Here is an 18349-nt window from a genome sequence, read left to right as displayed (position 1 = left end):
GACTTCTCCGCGTTCACAATCCGAATTGATGCCCGAACGCGTGAACACTCCATGAATGGCGACGGCCGCCAACCTTACTTTTTCTTCACACCGTCTTTAACCGTCAGCGCCTTGACCAGCTTCTCGACCATGCCGGGCGTATCCTGCCCGGTGACCGCACTGACCTTTTCGCGGGTGCGGCCGCTGATATAGACGCCTAGCACGCCGAATCGGAACCCCCAATAGGTCACCAGCAGGGCCGTAGCGTTAACGAGCGCGTTGATGGTCTGGATGTCGCCGGTCCAGAACTCATGCATCAGCACGCACCACAAAGCGGCGCATTCCACCGTCAGTTCGCCAACAAGCGCAATGCGACGGGCTTTTTCGTGCGCCAGTGGCGCCTGACCGAGCGCCTGCGCACGCACCCATTCGGCACCGGCGCGTGTCTTGCCTGCGCCCCGTCCGCCAATCATGAGCCATGTCAGCCACGGCGCACCATTCGGCGCGATGTCAGGCGGCACCTGATGCGCATGCGCGAAGACATTCCAGCACTCACTCAGGAAGCCTCTCTCGCCCCGCGTCATTCCCGTCGACAGGAATTGGCGATCGCCCGCCAGGCCGTCTTGCAAGACGTTCAGAAATGCGTCGACGGAGTTCGTCGAGGTCTCGGGGACGGTCGTCATCTTCGGCGGGCCTCTGTTCGTTGCCGCCCTGCACTTTCTTCAGTTCGGTCAATGTGCGCGCCAGGGAAGCCAGCGTGCGGGCGCGGCGCTCGGCCTCTGTGCGCAACGCTTCATTTACGCGCCGGCGGCCAACGATCTTCTGGATCGAATCGAGTTCGCGTTCGATGGCATGGGTGACGCGATCGGTCAGCGGCGCGTCAGGCGGCAAATCATTGAACCGATCGACTGCCGTTCGCCGTCTTGCACGCGGAGCGCTCGACCGCTTCTTGGCAACAGCTTTCATTGCGGCCGGTCGCTTCTTGATTTGAGTTGGAGGTATATCAACTTCAGCAGCAGATGCTGGTTTCGGCCTCCCCGGTCCGGCGAAGATTGTCGTTGCCGCAATCGTCCTCTTCCGGGCCGCCACGCTGGCCCGGATTTTTTCAGCGGCTGCTTCCATGGTGGCCGGGTTAACGGCGCTCCATGTTTTCTGTGAATTCTTTACTTTCGAGTTCTTGGAGCTCTTCTTCGCCGCCCTCGGTTTCCGCGCGGCCTTCACAACGACAGCAGCCCGCGCCGGCTTTCTCGCCGGGCGGGCCATTGGCTTTCTGACCATGTTGGGAACTCGTTGCTGTTGTCAGTCGATCATGCCGGACTAACTGAAATTGATCGGCGGATCGCCAGAACCGATCACGTCCTGAAGAACACAAACCAGACCACGCCGAGGATCAGCACAGCGAGGCCGAGGCTGATCGCCAAAAGCGCGAGGATCGACGGGCCCGGTTCGGCCTGGCGTGCCTCCGTCGCGGATTCGACGATCTGCTCTTTTTGCTTGGTTGCCGAATTCCTGGTTGTCATGGCACCCTCGTTTCGCTTGCTGTTGGATGCCGATGAGATTCCTTGCGGCACCGTATGGAAAGCAACGCGGGATTTGGATCGATGTTCCGGGCATTCACCGCCACACCGGGCTGAACAGCGACGGGCAGATTCGCGGCCAATCAGCAGCGGCGTTTCCTGCGAACCCAATTGTGGAGCATGCCGTAAACCTACTTCGACAGCGCGACGCTGTCAAGGCTAAAAATCCTAGACTTTGAATTTAGTCCTTAAATTGGAATTTTGTCCGAGCGATCAACGCACTGGCTATCGCGGCGGCTGCGACCACGCCGCTCCCGGCGCTCCGGTGATCTTGCCGGGATAGTCGATATTGACCACGCAATTGCCGCGCAGCTCGGCCGCGGCCTGCAGGCATTGTTGATAGTCGAAGAACCGGCAGATCTGCGGCACACTCCCCGGTCCACGAGGGCCGCCGGTCAACACGCAGAACGGCGGAATACCGGAGCGGGCCGCGACCGATGGCCGCGCCTGCGCAGAATCCACACCCGGCAACGACGCCGACGCGATGGCAATCGCAGCCACAGCCCATACGAGCCCGCGAATCCTTGTTGTCATCGATGCGTCCTTCACGAGCGGGCGATCACTCACCGCGCGCGCCGGCGACGTTGCGGCGCCGGTTCCGTGGCAGCTCCGCCGCGATACTCGACGTTGCCCACGCAGTTGCCTCGCGTACCGACGGCAGCATTGATGCATTGCTGGTAGTCAGAAAAGATGCAGTTGCCGACATAGGAGGATTGGCCGTTGGCGCCACTCTGGGCGATGCAGAATTGCGCACCAGCCGCCGAGGCCGGCGTCGCTCCCGCGAGGACGAATGCCGCAAATCCCAAACCGGCCAATGCCGAAAGCTTCAAACGCGAATTCAATGTCATGATGGTCATCCATATGAAAATGCGCAGGCTCGAGGCCCGCGCACGATCATATAGGGTGCAGCATCGCAATCGATAGGACATTCACGACATTGCGTTTCGACAAGACAGCCATGTCTTTTGTCGATTGCAATGGCGGCGCGCCCGGCACCGGCCGGTCTTCGCTGCCCTATTTCAGCGAGGTATTCACGGCGGCGTAGCGCCCGTTCAGCGTGGTACCAAGGCCCTGCACGGCGACGATGATCGCAAGGCTGATGCCGGCAGCGATCAGCGCATATTCGATGGCCGTTGCACCGGACTCATCGTCGATAAATTTCGCAATCAAACGCAACACTGAAACCTCCTGATACGGCTGCGGATTTCTTCCACGCCGCCTGAAAACTGAACTCAACCTAAGCGGCAGAGGTTGCAGGAAGGTTCACCAACAGGCTCAATTATGAATTAATCATGCGGTAACTATGTGTGCGCTCGCCCGGAGCAGCGGGACTTGGGAGTATCGTGGAGCCGGGTATCGTCTGCATTTCAGCTTGCGCTTAACCAGAAGTGTCGAGGCTTGTCCCAATGGCATCTGAACCTGTCGCAGGCAGCCAATCCGTTGCGGCGTTCATTCCTGAATTCGAACATCTTGTCGTAGAGGTCATGAAGGAGTGGAAGGTCCCGGGCCTCGCCGTTGCTATCGTGCAAGACTTGGAGGTTGCGTTCATTGGGACCTATGGCCTTCGCGATATCGAAGCCGGCCTGAAAGTCACGACGGACACGCAGTTTCAAAGCATGTCGGTCTCGAAGTCGTTCGCCGCTACCGGCCTGGCTCTATTGGTCGACGAGCGACGCATGGACTGGAAGAAGCCAGTGCGGGAATACATCCCGGAATTCCGGCTCTACGACGCCGTTGCGAGCGACCGCGTCACGGTGCGCGACTTGCTGTGCCACCATTCCGGATTGCCACGTCACGATTGGATCTGGCTGCCCGGCGATCTGTCACCCGCCCAAATGCTGGCAGCGCTGCGCTATCTCGAACCGAGCGCCGACATTCGCAGCGCCTTTCAGTATTCAAACCTCGGCTACCTCATTGCGAGCATGGTAGCCGAGCGCGTCAGTGGCCGGACCTGGGCCGAATTCACCCGCTCGCTGACCGACAAGCTGGACATGAAGGTGACGTTCACTGTGGAGGAGCTTGCCGCAGCCACCGACGCGGCCGTGCCCTACGGGATGATGGGAGACACTTGTCAGCGCACGAAACTCTGGCCCATCAGCGTGCCGGCTGCGGGCGGCATGAGCACGTCGATTACAAGCTTCGCGAACTGGCTTCGTTTTCATCTCGGCCAGGGCGCGTTTGAAGGACAACGTCTTCTGTCATCCGGCTTGATACAGGAGCTCCAGAAGCCGCGCGTGCATGTCGGGGCAACCGGCTTCGCCGAGTACAGCGATGTGCATTACGGTTTCGGCTTCCGCTCGCACTGGTATCGCGGAGAGCGCGTCGTGTGGCACGGAGGCGGCTTCACCGGCACGAACGCGCTGATGATGATGTTGCCCGATCGGGGCGTCGGTGTCGCAGTGCTCGTCAATAATGGCATGACTCCGATACTCGCTCCGCACATCCTCGCGAATTATGTCTTCGACCGCGTCTGCGGCAAGGAACCGGTACCCTGCTTCGGTCGCTTCCGCGAGCAACGCCGCAAATTCGTGACGCAATACGAGGCTTGGCTGCAGGCCGGGAAAGCCGCACCGACGCCGGCCACCGAGCCGCACCGTGCCCTCGCGGATTATGCCGGTAACTACAAGCATCCGGGCTATGGCCGCATGACGATCACGCATGCCGAAGGCAAATTGCATTGGGCGTTTCGCGGCATGTCGGAGCCGCTCGCGCATCGGGACTCGGACACGTTCGAGCTGCCCGAGGCACCTGAGTCACCTAGCGGCCTACTGCCGAGCCGGCTTTCCCTCTCATTTTCCACCGGCGAAGACGGGAATATTGCGAGCGTGGCAGTCCCGCTCGACCCGCTGGTTAAGGACATCGCCTTCACTCGCGTGGCAGCGGAACATTTCTGAAGTCGGATGACGGCTTCGCCTTACTCCGAAACCACTGACGGCTTTGCCTTTGCCGGTCCGGCCAGCGGGCGTAACTATCATCTCGGTCGCTGATCTACCAAAGCCAACCGTGCAATGATTGCTCCCCTTTCAAAGATTGCTCCGGGAGCGATAACGGCGTTCGCACCGAACTTGCAGTCGTCCCCGATAAGTGCGCCAAATTTGTCCACGCCGGTGTCGACGATCTCCCCTGCATGCAAAATCAGAATCTTTGGATCGGCAAACTCATTTCGAAAGTTGGCGACTATAGAGCCGGCCTCAAGATTCACTCTCGCCCCAACGACGCTGTCTCCGACAAAATTGAAATGCGCCAACTTCGATCCGGAAAACAAAAAAGAGGATTTTAGTTCGCAGCCCGGACCGATGATACAATTCTCTTCTAGCCAACACCCGCCACGGATCAGTGAGCCGGCGGCTATGAAACACCCCGGTCCGATAATCGCTGGCGCCTTAATTAGCGCGCCAGCTTCCACCGTCGCTGTGGGATGAACCGCGACGTCCCCCGAAATGCGAAAATCTTCGCTAATCCCACTCAAAAGACGTCGAACTGCCAAGACAGAGTTTGTTGTAAGCGCCCAAGGCGTCTTTTCAGTCAGCGCGGCGAGTGGCGAGTCAGAAAATGCGGTTATATGTTCGGTGAGAAATGGCATTCGCCCTCATATCTTGCGCTTACAGAAAGTCCTGAATTGTGCATCGGAACCTAAACGAAGCCAAGGTTCCATTCGGGTCATTCACTGCAGGGACAACCCAGCGCATGTTCGCTGTGCCGCCGAAGGCAGACAAAGCATTGGGGGCAGCTATTGCGGCTTGATGGTATTGCCGTTGACGTGATTCAGCAGCTCGCCACGACGGTGCTGCAGCTCCAATTTTTCTGCCCAGGAAGCGTAGCCCGGATGAGCGCAGCGACATCCGGGGACAGCTCCCGCATATCGCTGCGCTCATGCGGGCTACTTGCTAGTCGCCCTATTCCGAAACCAGTGACGGCTTCGCTTTTGCCGGTCCTGCCAGCGGGCGTTCTTCCATCAGCAGCAGGAACAGCGTCGACAGCGCCAGCAGGGCGGCCGCAGCTTCGAACACGTAGCGGAAGGCGCTGACCATATCGCTGGCCGCGATCGGATGCGTGCTGGCGGCATGTTCGCCTGATATCGAGATGTCCGTGCCCAGAGCCATCAGAAGAATGGTGGTGAAGGCGGCAACGGTGAACGACGCCATCAGCGCGCGGAAGAAGTTCATCGCGCCGGTGGCAGTGCCGATCTGTGGTCGCGGCACGGCGTTCTGGATCGAGACGAGGCTGACGGGAAACACCGTGCCAAGCCCGATGGAGAACAGGCCAAGCATCGTCAGCAGCGCCCACAGCGGCAGCGGCGTCATCAGCGCCAGCAGCAGGCCCATCAGCGCCGACATGGCGGTGCCGGCGATCGCCACGCGCTTGTAGTGTTTCGCCTTGGTCATCATGTGGCCGGCAAAGGCGGCGCCCCCGACCGACACCGCCGCGATCGGGATCAGCGCGACGCCGGCCTCGCCTGCCGTCAGGCCGTAGACGACTTCGTAATAGAGCGGCATATGCACGGTGAGCCCGAGCATCGCGCCCATCGCGCAGCCGCCGGCGGCCATCGCGAAAGGTACCACCGAGCCCGACATCAGTGGCAACGGCAGGAACGGCTCGTCGTGATGGATCGCGTGCCAGATGAAGGCGAACGCCATCACCGCCGCTGCGCCGATCATCGCGACGATGGTCGGCGATGCCCACGAGAATTTGGTGCCGCCCCATGTCAGCACCAGCATGAAGACAACGGCCGAGGCCATCAGCAGCACGCCGCCGAGCCAGTCGACCTTGCGGCGGCGATGGAACACGGGAAGCTTCTTCATCTTCGGCAGCAACAGCGCCAGCGATCCCACGCCGAGCGGAATGTTGATCCAGAAGATCATCGACCAGTGCAGATGTTCGGCGAACAGCCCGCCGATGATCGGGCCGCCGATGCCGGCCGCCACCCACACGCCACTGAAATAAGCCTGATACTGGCCGCGCTCACGCGGCGACACCACGTCGGAAATCACCACCTGCACGATCGGCAAAATGCCGCCGCCGCCGAGGCCCTGCAAAGCGCGCGCGATGATCAGCACGATCATGTTCGGCGCCAATGCGCACATGATCGAGCCGACCATGAACAGCGCCATCGCGGTGATGATCATCGCGCGGCGGCCATAGATATCGCTGAGCGTGCCGAACACCGGTGCCACCGCGGTCGATGCCAGCAGATAGGCGGTGATGACCCAGGACAGATTGTTCACATCGGCGAATTGCCGGCCGATGGTCGGCAGCGCGGTGGCGACGATGGTCTGGTCGAGCGCCGCCAGGAACATGGTCAGCAGCAGGCTCATCAGGATGGTGCGGACTTCGGCGGGGGTCAGCGGCGCCTTCACGAGGAGCGGCGCATCGCCGGGTTCGATCACTTCGGTGGGGATCCGCGACAGTTCCTGCGCGAGCTCATCCGACAGGACCGCATCCGACGGGATTTCCCCGGGCAATACCTGATCATCGGCCGCTGACCGGCTCTGTCGTTCGATCTTGTTCATGAAACTTCGGATTCAAAGGGCTTGGGAGGTAACCGGAGAGCCGGATCGGCGCCAACTCCCGCGCGCAGACTCTCTTTGGAAGAAATCTATTCCCCCGCCCCGTGCAGCAACAGTTGTTTCCTTGCATGGGAGCGTCCCGCGGCGATCATCTGACCGTCATATGCGCGTGATCGAACACCGCGCGCCGCGGATTCTACGCCGGCCGCTTCTTCAGCTTCGCCTTGCGCGGCAGCAGCGCCGGCCAGGTCACGATGTGATCCTGCAACTCGTCGTCGGAGATCGTGTCCTCGCTGCCCTCGACCCGCCCGCGGACCGATACGCCGGCTTCATGGACGGTGTCGGCGCTGCCCGAGATCAGCGGATGCCACCAGTAGAGATCGCGCCCCTCGGCCGCGAGCTTGTAGCCGCAGCTCGGCGGCAGCCAGCTCAGCGTGCGGACATTGTCGGGGGTCAGCCGCACGCAATCGGGAACATGGTCGGAGCGGTTCGGATAATCCTTGCAGGCGCAAAGACCCGCATCGAGCAATCGGCAGGACACATGGGTGTAATAGATCTTGCCGGTATCCTCGTCTTCCAGCTTCTCCAGGCAGCAGCGTCCGCAGCCGTCGCACAGGCTTTCCCACTCGGCGCCGGACATCTCTTCCAACGTCTTGGTTTTCCAGAACATTCCCTCCTGTGCGGAAGGACGCGGGGGACGCGCGGTCATGCGATTTGAATCGATCCAGGTTGCGGCGAAACGCACTTCTAGGAGTTGCGGTGCAGGCTCTGCAAGCAACATCGTGTCGGCCGGCTCGCAAACAAGGGCAAAACCGGCAAGCTGTTAGCTCTGTCGTGCAAATGATAAGCAATGCCATTGGTTTATCCGCCCTGCTCGGCTAGAACTTGAACGACTCTCCGGCGGCCGCAAACCTGCCGCCGGGTTGCCGCATTATTTCAGCATGACGTCCGCGCGGTGCCGGTGGGTGCACGCGAGCGCTGCAACAAACCAAGGGCCCCTGTGCCTCAGATCGTGCCATCCCGTTGGAAGACCAAGTTCCGGCATTTCCTGCTGGATCTGGATGCGCGTATCGATTCCGGCCTGTTCTCATCCGGCCGCGGCACCCGCGAACTGTGGGAGCGCTACTCCACCTTCATGGACCGCTTCTATGTCGGTCGCTGGAAGCGCTGGGTGTTCATTGAGCCGCTGTCGGAAATGGCCACCATCGGCCTCGGCGGCCTGATCCTGATGCTCGCTTTGGCGCAGCCGGCGTTTCGCGAAACTGCCGACGAAGACTGGCTGAAGAAGTCCGATCTCGCAGTGACGTTTTTGGATCGCTACGGCAATCCAATCGGCAGCCGCGGCATCAAGCACAACGACTCCATTCCGCTGGAAGATTTCCCGGACAATCTGATCAAGGCTACCCTCGCCACCGAGGACCGCCGCTTCTACGATCACTTCGGCATCGACATCGCCGGCACCGCGCGTGCGCTGGTCACCAACGCGCAGGCCGGCGGCGTGCGCCAGGGCGGTTCGTCGCTGACGCAGCAGCTCGCGAAAAATCTGTTCCTGTCCAACGAGCGCACCATCGAGCGCAAGGTCAACGAAGCGTTCCTGGCGATCTGGCTGGAAACCCGCCTGACCAAGAACGAAATTCTGAAGCTCTATCTCGACCGCGCTTACATGGGCGGCGGCACTTTCGGCGTCGACGGCGCCGCGCATTTCTATTTCAACAAATCCGCGCGCGACGTGAACCTCGCGGAAGCCGCGATGCTCGCCGGCCTATTCAAGGCCCCGACCAAATACGCGCCGCATATCAACCTGCCCGCCGCGCGCGCCCGCGCCAACGTGGTGCTCGACAACCTCGTCGATGCCGGCTTCATGACCGAAGGCCAGGTGTTCGGCGCCCGGCGCAATCCCGCCGTCGCCGTCGATCGTCGTCAGGAAATCTCGCCGAACTACTATCTCGACTGGGCATTCGATGAGATGCGCAAGCTCGTCGATACATTCCCGAAATCCTATGTCGAACGCGTGTTCGTGGTCCGCACCGCCATCGACATGAATGTGCAGCGCGCCGCCGAAGCCGCCGTCGAAAACCAGTTGCGCCAGTTCGGCCGCGACTATCATGCGACGCAGGCCGCCACCGTGGTGTCGGACCTCGAAGGCGGCGTCCGCGCCATGGTGGGCGGCCGCGACTATGGCGCAAGCCAGTTCAACCGAGCGGTGGACGCGATGCGCCAGCCCGGTTCCTCGTTCAAGCCCTATGTCTACACGACGGCGTTGCTCAACGGTTACAAGCCGACCTCGATCATCCTCGACGGCCCGGTCTGTATCGGCAACTGGTGCCCGCAGAACTACGGCCACTCCTATTCCGGCAACGTGACCCTGACGCAGGCGATCACCCGTTCGATCAACGTCGTGCCGGTGAAGATCTCGATCGCGCTCGGCAAGGGCGCGCAGAATCCGGCCAAGGCCGGCCGCGCCAAGATCGTCGAGACCGCGCGCCGCTTCGGCATCAAGGCGCCGCTGCTCGATACGCCGTCGCTGCCGATCGGCTCCACCGAAGTGACGGTGCTTGAACACGCCGTTGCCTATGCGACCTTCCCGAACAAGGGTCGCTCGGCGAAGCCGCATGCGGTGCTGGAAGTGCGCACCGGCGCAGGCGACCTCGTCTGGCGGTTCGATCGCGACGGTCCGAAACAGTTGCAGGCGATCCCCGCCTCCGTCGCCGCCGATATGGCCGGCATGATGAGCCACGTGGTCAGCGAGGGCACCGCGCGCCGCGCCGCGCTGGACGGCATCCCGACCGCAGGCAAGACCGGCACCACCAATGCGTATCGCGACGCCTGGTTCGTCGGCTACACCGGCAACTTCAGCTGCGCGGTCTGGTACGGCAATGACGACTACTCGCCGACCAACCGCATGACCGGCGGCTCGCTGCCGGCGCAGACATGGCACGACATCATGGTCGCCGCCCATCAGGGTATCGAGATCAAGGAAATCCCGGGCGTCGGCGCGGGTACCAAGAATCCTGCTGCAGCCGCCTCATCCGTCATGGCGGCCAACGCGCAGGACGCCAAGCCCGGCCCGCCGCCGGTGCTGACGCGCCGCGGCGCCGACGTCCTGCTGCGTGTCGAGAAGCTGCTCGACGACGCCGGCAAGACCGCCGGCCGCACATCATCCAACGAACCGTTGAAGCCCCGCGCCTCCTCCACGCTGGCCTTCCCCGAGAGCTACGCGTCGGCGAATGATGCACCGGATGCCAAAACGACCACATCCGCAACCGCCCCCGCGTCGCGCAAGAACTGAAGCTGCTATCATGACGGTGCGCACGTGCGGCTGATCTTCCTCACGCTCCTGGCGCTCGCGATCGCCACTGCTGTCGGTCTCGGTCTGACCTGGACCACCGCGACCCGCGGCACAGACCTTGGCACACTCACGATCGGTGCATGGACTGCGCGCCCGCGCACCGGCACCAGCGAGATCGATCCCTATGCGCGTGCGTCCATTGCACGATCGGGCGAATTGCCGATCGGCACCGGCGACGGCGTCACCTTCACTGCCACCACCGACGACAAGAAAAAGCCGCTGGACGGTCGCTGCGATATCGTCGTGTCAGGCGTGACACCGGCGGCGCGCTTCTGGACGCTCTCACTCTATGACACCAAGGGCCGTCTGGTGCCCAACACATTGCAGCGCTACGGCTTCACCAGCCAGGAAGTGGTGCGCAATGCCGACGGCGCGTTCGAGATCCGCATCGCTGCACGCTCGCGCGCCGGCAACTGGCTGCCGACCAGCGCGCTGGAACGCTATGTGTTGATGCTGCGGCTGTACGATACGCCGGTTGGCGTTGCCACCCGAACGCAGAAAGACGCGCCTATGCCCGCCATCGCCACGGTGAGCTGCCCATGATCCGGCTGATGTTCGCGCTCATCGGCGGTGTCGTGCTTGGCGGCATCGTGCATCTTGTCAGCGTGCTGGCACTACCGCGCATCGCAACGCAAGACGCCTATTCGCGGCTCTCCTCGGTCACCAAGGAGAATACGGTGTCGCCGCTGCCGCAGACCGAGCCGGCCAATGCGCTGTTGCCGTTCATGGACCCGGCCTTCGCCATGGCCGTCTGCCGCTACGATCTGGCCAAAGGACCGATCAAGCTCACCGTGCCGGTCAGCCAGTCCTACACATCGGTGTCGTTCTACACCCGCAGCGACGTCGCTTACTACGCGATCAACGACCGCTCCGCCGGCCGCCGCGTCATCGAGCTCGATCTGATGACCGAGGCGCAGCACGAAGCGCTGCCCGAGGAAGAGGACGTCACGTCCGCCGACCGCCTCATCATCGACTCGCCGACCGCGACCGGCCTGATCGTGCTGAAGGCGCTCGCCGCCGAACCCGGCCTGATGATTCAGGCCCAGGCATCCCTCGCCGCATCGAATTGTCGGGTGCAGACCGATCCGCCGGCTGCGCCGGTGAAGGGCAAGCGCTGAGCGCTCGCTATCGCGCCATCAGCTATCCCGTTGCCAGCGGCGTGCCGATATCCGCCACGAGCTTCACGAGATCAGCCTGCCGTGACCTGCCGGTCTTGGCGTAGATCCGGTTGAGATGTGTCTTCAGCGTATTCTCTGAGATCCCAAGCAAAGTAGCAGTCTGGGACGGGTTGAGCCCCTTTCCGGCGCTCACGAGCACGCGCGCTTCGGCGGGCGTGAGCTCGAACAGCGTCGTCAACACGGCCTCCGGCATTGGAGAGGCCGAGGTCGTTGTCGAGACGAAGACGGCCGCACATGCGGGGCGGAAAGCGGCGCGCGCCGTACCATCAGTCAAAGGCAAGACATAGGCGACAGCGGGCGGTTGCCCTGCCGCCGACACTGGCAAGCCAATGCCTTTGCCGCCGAGCGAGAGGTCAGATGCAGCGCTTGCGATCGCCTGCAACAAGGCATCGCCCATCAATGCGTTCTGCGCCTGAATGGTTCGCCCCTGACGCAGGATCGGACCATCCGTTGCAAACATGCGTTCGGCACTTGCATTGGCATGGAGCACCGATCCGACCGCGTCGGTCAGCACGACGGGCACAGCAAGGTTCTCGAGGGATTCGCGAAACAGATGCGCCGTCACGCGCACGTCATCGAGCAGGTCGCTGATCATCGCCGCCCTGCGCAAATGCGGAGACAGCAAGGTCAGAAACCGTTGATCCTCGGCAGATACGGCAGCCTTGTCCGCCCAGGTGGTGCAGCCGAGCAGACCGATGCGATCCGGCGTATGAACGAATTTGACAATGCATCCTTCGCGCAATCCCTGCGGTTCGGCCCAATTGCGAAAGAACGCGGTCTGCTGCAATTCACTTTCGGGCATCAGCGAGAGCGTCGATACAGGCGTATCGATATCGCCGACCACCGCAGCTTTCAGGCCCGGAATAGCATCGAAACTGTAGTCCTGCAGCGCGCGCATGCGCTCGGCATCCCAGGGCGACTGGGCAGCAAACCGGCCGTGATTGTCCGACGTGCCAGCCAGCGCAATCGTGGTGTAGGCCGCATCCATCGTCTGCGTGATGCGGGTGAGAACACTCGACCATCCCTCACGGTTCAGAACGCAGTCGTAGATATCTCCGATGATTGAAGAGAGTACGTCATTGTCGACAACGTCCATGAACATTCCAAATCCGTGATTGCGCGCGCTCTGGTGTGGCAGGGCGAGATCGAAGTCAATTTCCGGACGCGCACACGCAGCATATTTTACCACATCATACTTCGGGGTGACGACACGGAATTCCGCCACGCGTAGCAGTGGCGACGGCGACTCCGGGTGATCCGGATGCGCCTGCCGAAAGACCTGCTGCGTGAGGGCTTTCGTATCTGGAATTCACGCCCCGACGTATCTGGAGAGCTTGATGTCGACATCTGCGAAATTCGTCTGCGTAATTGGTTGCGTTCTGTTGGCATCAACTCCGGCGTTGTCCGCAGACAATCTCGCTCAACCGCATTACAAAGCGGCGCCTGCTCCACTGCCAGGCTGGGCCGGCGCCTATATCGGCGGCACCGTCGGCTATCGCTGGGCCGAAAGCGCTTCGAGCATTTCGGCGATCGACACGGTCTTCATTCCCTTTTTCCAGTCACAAGGTTCGATGCCGCGCGCGCTTGATTCACGCCTCAGCGGTGCCATCGGCGGCGGCGAAATTGGCTACAACTGGCAATTCGGCCAATGGGTCACCGGCCTCGAAGCCGACTTCTCCTATGCCAGGTCGGCCAGCACTGCCACCTACGACGCGCCGGAAATCGGTGCCAATCCCGCAACCCTGACCAGCCACACGACCGAGTTGTCATGGTTCGGCACGGCACGCGCGCGACTGGGCTATCTGGCAACACCGGATACGCTGCTATTTGCTACCGGTGGTCTCGCTTACGGACAGGCCAAGGTCTCGACCGGTATTGTGCCAGAACCGACACAACCCTGTGCCAGAAACGTTCTCTGCTCCACCGGCACCGCGTCAGAGACGCTGGTCGGCTGGACGATCGGCGGCGGCCTGGAAACGAAGATTGCATCGAACTGGACGGCGAAGATCGAGTATCTGCATTTCAATCTCGGGACCATCGGCAATACGGCGACCACGCTGACCAGCAACACCTTTTGGCGGGGGACAAAAATGATTGGTGTCGATTCGGACATCACCGGCAATATCGTCCGCATCGGCGTGAATTATCAGCTGTAAGGCGACCTCGGCCGTGACGTTATTGCGCATGGAAAACGTCCAGGGAGCCCTCTGGCGTAATCTGCCTGCAATCTCCCGCAGCGAAGCTCCGCATCCATCGCCGACCCACGAATCGGCGCGAATGCGGGGCCTCCATGCAACACGACCAAGAGCCGTCCGATACGGCCGCCAGCTATTTCCTGTCCCTGATCTGGTGGCCGCTGCTGTATTTCGGGGCGCTGCTCGGTGCCGGCATGGCCTTCGCCAGCGCTGCGCCGCTGTTCTGGTTCAATATCGTCTATGCCGCGCTGTTTCTCGCCATCGTCGCCCTCGAACGGCTGATGCCGCATCGTGAGGAATGGCTGCAGCATGATGGCGAAACGCTGAATGACATCGGGCATACGCTGCTGACCAAGGGCACGGCGCAACTGGCTGTCGCCGCCACCGCGATCGCTCCGATGGCGATGGCGACCCTGACGCGCGCGGACGATCACGCCTCGCATCTGTGGCCCACACAGTGGCCGCTGATCGCGCAGGTCGTGCTCGCGCTGGTGATTGCCGAATTCGGCCTCTACTGGTCACACCGGATCGCGCATGAAAACCTGTTCTTCTGGCGCTTTCATGCGCTTCATCACAGCGTGGTCCGGCTCTGGGTGGTGAATACCGGACGCTTCCACGTGATCGACTCGCTGATCAAGATGGCGCTCAGCCAGGCGCCGCTCTACCTGCTCGATGCGCCGCTGCCGGTCTTCCTGTGGGTCGGCGCGGTGACGGCCATCACGGGCCTGCTCACCCATTGCAATGTGGAGACGCGCACGGCGCTGTTCGATCCGATCTTTGCGACGCCAAAACTGCATCGCTGGCATCATTCAAAGACGCTGAAGGAAGGCAACAGCAATTATTGCGAGAACATCATGGTGTGGGACCATGTGTTCGGCACCTATCTCAATCCCGCCAAGGCGTCGCCGGACCGGCTCGGCATCAGCGGCAAGGTTGCATCGGATTTTCTGGGACAGATCGCGCAGCCATTTTCGCGCAAGGGCGCGCGGCAGATTCTTGGCCGCCAGACCGTGCCGGACGATCAGGTGAAGCCAGTGGAAACGTCCGACGCCGTAGCGCGGATTAGCGAAGCGTAATCAACCCTACACGTCCAGCTATCCGCCGACCTGGAGCACCTTGCCGGGGCGAACCGGCGTGAGGCTGCCGGCCATGGCCGTGGTCTGCGCCGCCAATTCGCCGATCAGCATATCGGCCCCCGATGCCATGCCATCGGGGGCGTGGATCACCATGCGTTCCAGCGCCCACTTATAGGACGACACCCGGCGCTGCAGACATTGCTCGACCCATTGCACGATCAGCGCGTTCTCATCCATGCGTGCGATGGCGTCGGCACGCTCCTTCGGCTCCAGCGCCGACACCAGTTTCAGGCTGGCATTGCGTTTGCGATCGAGTTCGATGACTTTCGCAGCCGTCGAATAGAAGGCCTCGAAGCGCAGGATGTCGTCGCGCGCGTCGTCCATCAGCACGCTGTAGCGGGACGTATGCGAGCGATGCGGCTCGTCGATCAGGAGCCGGCCATAGGCCGTGCGATCGTAGGTGACGTTCTGCCGCCATGGCGATGCGATCGGCTTGTAGTCACCGAACACGCTCTTCCACAGGGGGCGCGAATGCGGCGGCTCGATCAGCGGATAAGCGAGATCGCGCAACTGGCGCTCGAGATCGGTGAGCTGGAATTCCGACGACTTCAGGCCGACGCTGCCAGTGGCCTCGACGCCGATCCAGCGATGCATATCGTCGGTCACCGCATTGTTGCGGGTGCGGCCGAAATCGCCGCCGGCGCAGCCGCCGAGCGCACAGCCGATCAAGGTGACGACTGTCAGGGATGGAGTCAGGCGCCGAAGCCGTATCCGGTTCGGTTGGGATATCGCCGACATGGTGCTGGATCCTGGATCAGGAACGGGCGCGGCGCTTGCGGCGGCGTCCCGGCGCAGTGCCCTCTTCCGGGCCGCTGCCACCATTGCTGTCGTCGATCTGACGCTCGATTCGAATCACCGGCAGGATCAGGATTTCTGCGGAGGTTTCGCGGGGAGACGGCGCCACATTCACACCCAGCCTGCGCGCTGCCGCATCCGCCGGGAACTTGATGATGGTGCTCATTATCCAGTCTCTCCGCGCCGCTTCGCCCGTTTTGCCGACGCACCGTCATTAAGGACAGTCATGGTTAACAGCATGTTAACGCCGCCATGCCGCCATATGCTGGCCGCCTTGAGGAACATGATTGGGCGTCGCAGCATCGACCAAAAGTGGAATGATATAGGGACGCATTTTTTCATGAGCGACATCGTTGGAACCCTGATGGAATGCTCCCATTCTACGGACTGGAAATTCCGCATGCGCTGTCCGCGCTGCGGCTCGTCGATCTCCGACATTCAGACCAAGCCGTCTTGCGTGAACTACAATTGTGACTACAGCGACGCCGGATTCCCGGTTGTCGATGGGCAGCCGGTACTCATTGACTTCGAGTCCAGCGTGTTCGACCGCCGCCTGTATCATCGCGACAATGGCTCGGTGATGCCGCGGGATGTCGCCGGCCAATCGATCGGTACGCGCCTGCATCGCTTCACGTTTGGTGAAAATCCTGTCGCGGCCAAAAACTGCGAGAAATTCCTCGACCTTCTCAAGCAGGAGACTGCGAGACCCGTCGTGCTCGTTGTCGGCGGTGGCACCGTCGGCTCCGGTGCGGACTGCCTCTACGATGATCCGGATGTCGAAGTCGTCGGAACCGACGTGTTCTCCACCGACAACACCGCGCTGGTCGCTGATGCGCACAAGCTGCCATTCGAGGACGCGACCTTTGACGGCGTCTGGATTCAGGCTGTGCTCGAACACGTTCTGGAGCCGGCCACCGTCGCGGCCGAAATCCATCGGGTGCTGCGCCAGAACGGCATTGTCTATGCCGAGACGCCCTTCATGCAGCAGGTGCACGAACGCGCCTATGACTTCTCGCGCTTCACGCAAAGCGGACATCGCTGGCTGTTCAAGAAATTCACCGAGATCGATGCCGGAGCCGTCAATGGCGCCGGTATCGGCCTGCTCTGGTCGATCCGGTATTTTTCACGCACGCTGGGCGCCGGCGACAAATTCTCGCGCCTCTTCACCCTGCCATTCTTCTGGCTGCGCTACTTCGATCGCCTCGGCCGCTCGCGTGCCCGCGCCGACGCGGCGTCAGGCGTGTATTTCATGGGCCGCCGGGCCGAACGGGCCATCAGGCCGCGCGAGATGCCGCAATATTACAACGCTCAGGCCTGAAGCGACTCGTCGGAATCGGATCTGCTCGGCCAGCGGCCCATGGTTAAACACATATTAATGCGTCCGCGATAATTTGAGGCAAGGTTCCCTTAGTAAGCGTATGCCATGCCTGCCTCACCTCCTATGTTTCCGGGCTTTGACGGATTGCTGACGCTCTCGCGTCGCGAAGGTGTGGACGTGCGACCGACCCTGTTGCGCGTGCTGACGGATCTTTATGTCCAGGCACCGAACCATACGATCGACGAAGAGAAGCAGTTCGTCGAACTCACCGCGCGCCTGATCGATCAGGTCGACGACGCCACCCGCGCCGCGGTGCGCGCGCGGCTGTCGATCTATCCGAACACCCCGCGCGCGATCCTTAATCGGCTCAATCTGCGCCCGACCGAACCCGGCCAATCGGTGCCGCTCGCGCAGCCCATTTCCGCCGCAGAATCTCTTGCGCCGACCGTGAAGCAGCCGAGCGAAGCGCAGATGCGTGTCGCCGCCAATATGGCCATGGCACCCAGGGACGCGTCCGAGATCAGCACGCTGTTCTTTGCCGCATCAAGCAGCGAGCGTGCGCAGATCCTGCATAATCTCGCCGAAACGCCGCTGCGATCCTCCGCCCGGATTCCGCAAGCGCGCGCCGCACGCGCCATGCACATTCTTGAAATGGCCGCCTTCGCCGAAGACCGCGACAACTTTGCGCGCGAGCTGAGCGAAGCCTTGATGCTGCCTGCCGCCATTGCCGAGCAGGTCGTGAGCGACCCCGGCGGCGAGCCCCTCGCCTGCTGCGCCAAGGCGCTCGGCATGCGGAGCGACATCTTCCAGCGCGTGTTGCTGTTCCTCAATCCGGAATTCGGCACGTCCGTGACCAATGTCTACCGGATCGCGCGCATGTATGACGTGCTGAGCGAGCGCTCGGCACTGATCATGGTGGCCGCCTGGCGCGGCGCGCATATGGCAGCGACGCGCGCCAAGTTCCGCCCCGCGCTCTATGATGATGAGCGGCAGCGCGCGCGGCCAAGCGTGCCACAGGCACGGCCGAGCGTTCAGCCAGGCGAGGATATCACGCGCGTGACGCGGAATTCGTCGGGGCGCTAGAGCATGATCCCGAAAAGTGGATGCCGGTTTTCGGATCGGATCATGCTCCGATAAAGAAAGGCTCTAGGACGGATCGACATTCATTGGCTCCAGATCATCGCTGCAGCGAGGTGGATAAAGCCGGCGAAGTGAGAAGTTCGTCGGTCATAGCGTGTGGCGAAGCGCCGGAAGTGCTTGAGACGACAGAAGCAGCGCTCGATCCGATTGCGCTGCTTGTAGGCGTTGGCGTCGT

General features: G+C 62.0%; 21 protein-coding genes. 8 read left to right on the top strand and 13 right to left on the bottom strand.

Annotated features, from left to right (window positions below; translation table 11 throughout):
* Positions 1 to 74: 74 nt before the first annotated feature.
* The 6 genes from A4A58_RS31420 to A4A58_RS05670 all read right to left on the bottom strand — a co-directional run bounded on the left by A4A58_RS31420 (position 75) and on the right by A4A58_RS05670 (position 2735).
* Entirely contained in the window at positions 75 to 563 is a 489-nt protein-coding gene (locus A4A58_RS31420; RefSeq protein WP_081421762.1) for a hypothetical protein, read from the bottom strand.
* Positions 532 to 1257, bottom strand: a complete 726-nt coding sequence (locus tag A4A58_RS30175; RefSeq protein WP_139069787.1) for a hypothetical protein — start codon at positions 1255 to 1257, stop codon at positions 532 to 534. The genes A4A58_RS31420 and A4A58_RS30175 overlap by 32 nt, the downstream gene beginning before the upstream one ends.
* Before the next feature lie 74 nt (positions 1258 to 1331).
* On the bottom strand, positions 1332 to 1499 hold the full coding sequence (locus tag A4A58_RS31045) for a hypothetical protein (protein ID WP_192855888.1): 168 nt from the start codon (positions 1497 to 1499) through the stop codon (positions 1332 to 1334).
* 282 nt (positions 1500 to 1781) lie between these two features.
* The gene (locus tag A4A58_RS05680; RefSeq protein WP_139069786.1) at positions 1782 to 2090 is read right to left on the bottom strand and encodes a DUF3551 domain-containing protein; all 309 of its coding nucleotides are present in this window, start codon (positions 2088 to 2090) and stop codon (positions 1782 to 1784) included.
* Between the two features lie 29 nt (positions 2091 to 2119).
* On the bottom strand, positions 2120 to 2404 hold the full coding sequence (locus A4A58_RS05675; protein WP_158005654.1) for a DUF3551 domain-containing protein: 285 nt from the start codon (positions 2402 to 2404) through the stop codon (positions 2120 to 2122).
* 166 nt (positions 2405 to 2570) lie between these two features.
* Positions 2571 to 2735, bottom strand: a complete 165-nt coding sequence (locus A4A58_RS05670; protein ID WP_068730498.1) for a Flp family type IVb pilin — start codon at positions 2733 to 2735, stop codon at positions 2571 to 2573.
* Between the two features lie 227 nt (positions 2736 to 2962).
* On the opposite strand from A4A58_RS05670, the gene A4A58_RS05665 reads away from it, so the two are divergent.
* Positions 2963 to 4450, top strand: a complete 1488-nt coding sequence (locus A4A58_RS05665; protein ID WP_068730497.1) for a serine hydrolase — start codon at positions 2963 to 2965, stop codon at positions 4448 to 4450.
* Between the two features lie 77 nt (positions 4451 to 4527).
* Here the strand turns inward: A4A58_RS05665 and A4A58_RS05660 are convergent, their stop codons facing one another.
* The 3 genes from A4A58_RS05660 to A4A58_RS05650 form a co-directional block, all read right to left on the bottom strand.
* Entirely contained in the window at positions 4528 to 5139 is a 612-nt protein-coding gene (locus A4A58_RS05660; protein WP_068730496.1) for an LpxA family transferase, read from the bottom strand.
* A 313-nt stretch (positions 5140 to 5452) separates the two neighbouring features.
* Complete coding sequence (locus A4A58_RS05655) at positions 5453 to 7066, bottom strand: MDR family MFS transporter (protein ID WP_068730495.1); 1614 nt, start codon at positions 7064 to 7066, stop codon at positions 5453 to 5455.
* A 193-nt stretch (positions 7067 to 7259) separates the two neighbouring features.
* Positions 7260 to 7772 (bottom strand): YcgN family cysteine cluster protein, encoded by a 513-nt coding sequence (locus A4A58_RS05650; protein ID WP_068730717.1) that lies wholly within the window; start codon positions 7770 to 7772, stop codon positions 7260 to 7262.
* A gap of 291 nt (positions 7773 to 8063) precedes the next feature.
* Between A4A58_RS05650 and A4A58_RS05645 the strand changes: the two genes are divergently transcribed.
* From A4A58_RS05645 to A4A58_RS05635, 3 genes are read left to right on the top strand one after another with little or no spacing between them, the layout of a single operon-like run.
* Complete coding sequence (locus tag A4A58_RS05645) at positions 8064 to 10352, top strand: transglycosylase domain-containing protein (RefSeq protein WP_068730716.1); 2289 nt, start codon at positions 8064 to 8066, stop codon at positions 10350 to 10352.
* 24 nt (positions 10353 to 10376) lie between these two features.
* Complete coding sequence (locus A4A58_RS05640) at positions 10377 to 10955, top strand: DUF1214 domain-containing protein (protein WP_068730494.1); 579 nt, start codon at positions 10377 to 10379, stop codon at positions 10953 to 10955.
* Positions 10952 to 11530 carry a DUF1254 domain-containing protein gene (locus A4A58_RS05635; RefSeq protein ID WP_068730493.1) on the top strand — a complete coding sequence of 193 codons (579 nt, stop codon included), beginning with the start codon at positions 10952 to 10954 and terminating at the stop codon, positions 11528 to 11530. Before A4A58_RS05640 ends, A4A58_RS05635 begins: the two co-directional genes overlap by 4 nt.
* A gap of 22 nt (positions 11531 to 11552) precedes the next feature.
* On the opposite strand, the gene A4A58_RS05630 is transcribed toward A4A58_RS05635, so the two are convergent.
* Entirely contained in the window at positions 11553 to 12686 is a 1134-nt protein-coding gene (locus tag A4A58_RS05630) for a helix-turn-helix transcriptional regulator (RefSeq protein WP_068730715.1), read from the bottom strand.
* A 241-nt stretch (positions 12687 to 12927) separates the two neighbouring features.
* On the opposite strand from A4A58_RS05630, the gene A4A58_RS05625 reads away from it, so the two are divergent.
* Both A4A58_RS05625 and A4A58_RS05620 read left to right on the top strand, forming a co-directional pair.
* Positions 12928 to 13746 carry an outer membrane protein gene (locus tag A4A58_RS05625; protein WP_081421745.1) on the top strand — a complete coding sequence of 273 codons (819 nt, stop codon included), beginning with the start codon at positions 12928 to 12930 and terminating at the stop codon, positions 13744 to 13746.
* 134 nt (positions 13747 to 13880) lie between these two features.
* On the top strand, positions 13881 to 14861 hold the full coding sequence (locus A4A58_RS05620) for a sterol desaturase family protein (RefSeq protein ID WP_068730491.1): 981 nt from the start codon (positions 13881 to 13883) through the stop codon (positions 14859 to 14861).
* An 18-nt stretch (positions 14862 to 14879) separates the two neighbouring features.
* Here A4A58_RS05620 and A4A58_RS05615 read toward each other — a convergent pair whose 3' ends face one another.
* The gene (locus A4A58_RS05615) at positions 14880 to 15659 is read right to left on the bottom strand and encodes a hypothetical protein (protein ID WP_068730490.1); all 780 of its coding nucleotides are present in this window, start codon (positions 15657 to 15659) and stop codon (positions 14880 to 14882) included.
* 16 nt (positions 15660 to 15675) lie between these two features.
* Positions 15676 to 15882: a hypothetical protein gene (locus A4A58_RS05610; RefSeq protein WP_068730489.1), complete on the bottom strand. Its 207-nt coding sequence runs from the start codon at positions 15880 to 15882 to the stop codon at positions 15676 to 15678.
* Positions 15883 to 16056: 174 nt separating this feature from the next.
* Between A4A58_RS05610 and A4A58_RS05600 the strand changes: the two genes are divergently transcribed.
* Both A4A58_RS05600 and A4A58_RS05595 read left to right on the top strand, forming a co-directional pair.
* Positions 16057 to 17034 carry a class I SAM-dependent methyltransferase gene (locus tag A4A58_RS05600; protein WP_158005653.1) on the top strand — a complete coding sequence of 326 codons (978 nt, stop codon included), beginning with the start codon at positions 16057 to 16059 and terminating at the stop codon, positions 17032 to 17034.
* Positions 17035 to 17139: 105 nt separating this feature from the next.
* Positions 17140 to 18117, top strand: a complete 978-nt coding sequence (locus tag A4A58_RS05595) for a DUF2336 domain-containing protein (RefSeq protein WP_068730487.1) — start codon at positions 17140 to 17142, stop codon at positions 18115 to 18117.
* 80 nt (positions 18118 to 18197) lie between these two features.
* Here the strand turns inward: A4A58_RS05595 and A4A58_RS05590 are convergent.
* Positions 18198 to 18349: transposase (locus tag A4A58_RS05590; protein WP_139069784.1), on the bottom strand; the 152-nt coding region annotated here is incomplete at its 5' end.

This window comes from Tardiphaga robiniae (assembly GCF_001618955.1).
GTDB lineage: Bacteria > Pseudomonadota > Alphaproteobacteria > Rhizobiales > Xanthobacteraceae > Tardiphaga > Tardiphaga robiniae_A.
The sequence above is the reverse complement of the archived record's forward strand: the minus strand, read 5'-3'. Positions and strand labels throughout refer to the sequence as shown.

What these genes read in the sequence shown, in the direction of transcription:
- A4A58_RS31420 (WP_081421762.1), bottom strand. Translation starts at nt 563, where the DNA reads ATGACGCGGGGCGAGAGAGGCTTCCTGAGTGAGTGCTGGAATGTCTTC.
- A4A58_RS30175 (WP_139069787.1), bottom strand. Translation starts at nt 1,257, where the DNA reads ATGGTCAGAAAGCCAATGGCCCGCCCGGCGAGAAAGCCGGCGCGGGCT.
- A4A58_RS31045 (WP_192855888.1), bottom strand. Translation starts at nt 1,499, where the DNA reads ATGACAACCAGGAATTCGGCAACCAAGCAAAAAGAGCAGATCGTCGAA.
- A4A58_RS05680 (WP_139069786.1), bottom strand. Translation starts at nt 2,090, where the DNA reads ATGACAACAAGGATTCGCGGGCTCGTATGGGCTGTGGCTGCGATTGCC.
- A4A58_RS05675 (WP_158005654.1), bottom strand. Translation starts at nt 2,404, where the DNA reads ATGACATTGAATTCGCGTTTGAAGCTTTCGGCATTGGCCGGTTTGGGA.
- A4A58_RS05665 (WP_068730497.1), top strand. Translation starts at nt 2,963, where the DNA reads ATGGCATCTGAACCTGTCGCAGGCAGCCAATCCGTTGCGGCGTTCATT.
- A4A58_RS05660 (WP_068730496.1), bottom strand. Translation starts at nt 5,139, where the DNA reads ATGCCATTTCTCACCGAACATATAACCGCATTTTCTGACTCGCCACTC.
- A4A58_RS05655 (WP_068730495.1), bottom strand. Translation starts at nt 7,066, where the DNA reads ATGAACAAGATCGAACGACAGAGCCGGTCAGCGGCCGATGATCAGGTA.
- A4A58_RS05650 (WP_068730717.1), bottom strand. Translation starts at nt 7,772, where the DNA reads ATGACCGCGCGTCCCCCGCGTCCTTCCGCACAGGAGGGAATGTTCTGG.
- A4A58_RS05635 (WP_068730493.1), top strand. Translation starts at nt 10,952, where the DNA reads ATGATCCGGCTGATGTTCGCGCTCATCGGCGGTGTCGTGCTTGGCGGC.
- A4A58_RS05630 (WP_068730715.1), bottom strand. Translation starts at nt 12,686, where the DNA reads ATGGACGTTGTCGACAATGACGTACTCTCTTCAATCATCGGAGATATC.
- A4A58_RS05625 (WP_081421745.1), top strand. Translation starts at nt 12,928, where the DNA reads ATGTCGACATCTGCGAAATTCGTCTGCGTAATTGGTTGCGTTCTGTTG.
- A4A58_RS05620 (WP_068730491.1), top strand. Translation starts at nt 13,881, where the DNA reads ATGCAACACGACCAAGAGCCGTCCGATACGGCCGCCAGCTATTTCCTG.
- A4A58_RS05615 (WP_068730490.1), bottom strand. Translation starts at nt 15,659, where the DNA reads ATGTCGGCGATATCCCAACCGAACCGGATACGGCTTCGGCGCCTGACT.
- A4A58_RS05610 (WP_068730489.1), bottom strand. Translation starts at nt 15,882, where the DNA reads ATGAGCACCATCATCAAGTTCCCGGCGGATGCGGCAGCGCGCAGGCTG.
- A4A58_RS05600 (WP_158005653.1), top strand. Translation starts at nt 16,057, where the DNA reads ATGAGCGACATCGTTGGAACCCTGATGGAATGCTCCCATTCTACGGAC.
- A4A58_RS05595 (WP_068730487.1), top strand. Translation starts at nt 17,140, where the DNA reads ATGCCTGCCTCACCTCCTATGTTTCCGGGCTTTGACGGATTGCTGACG.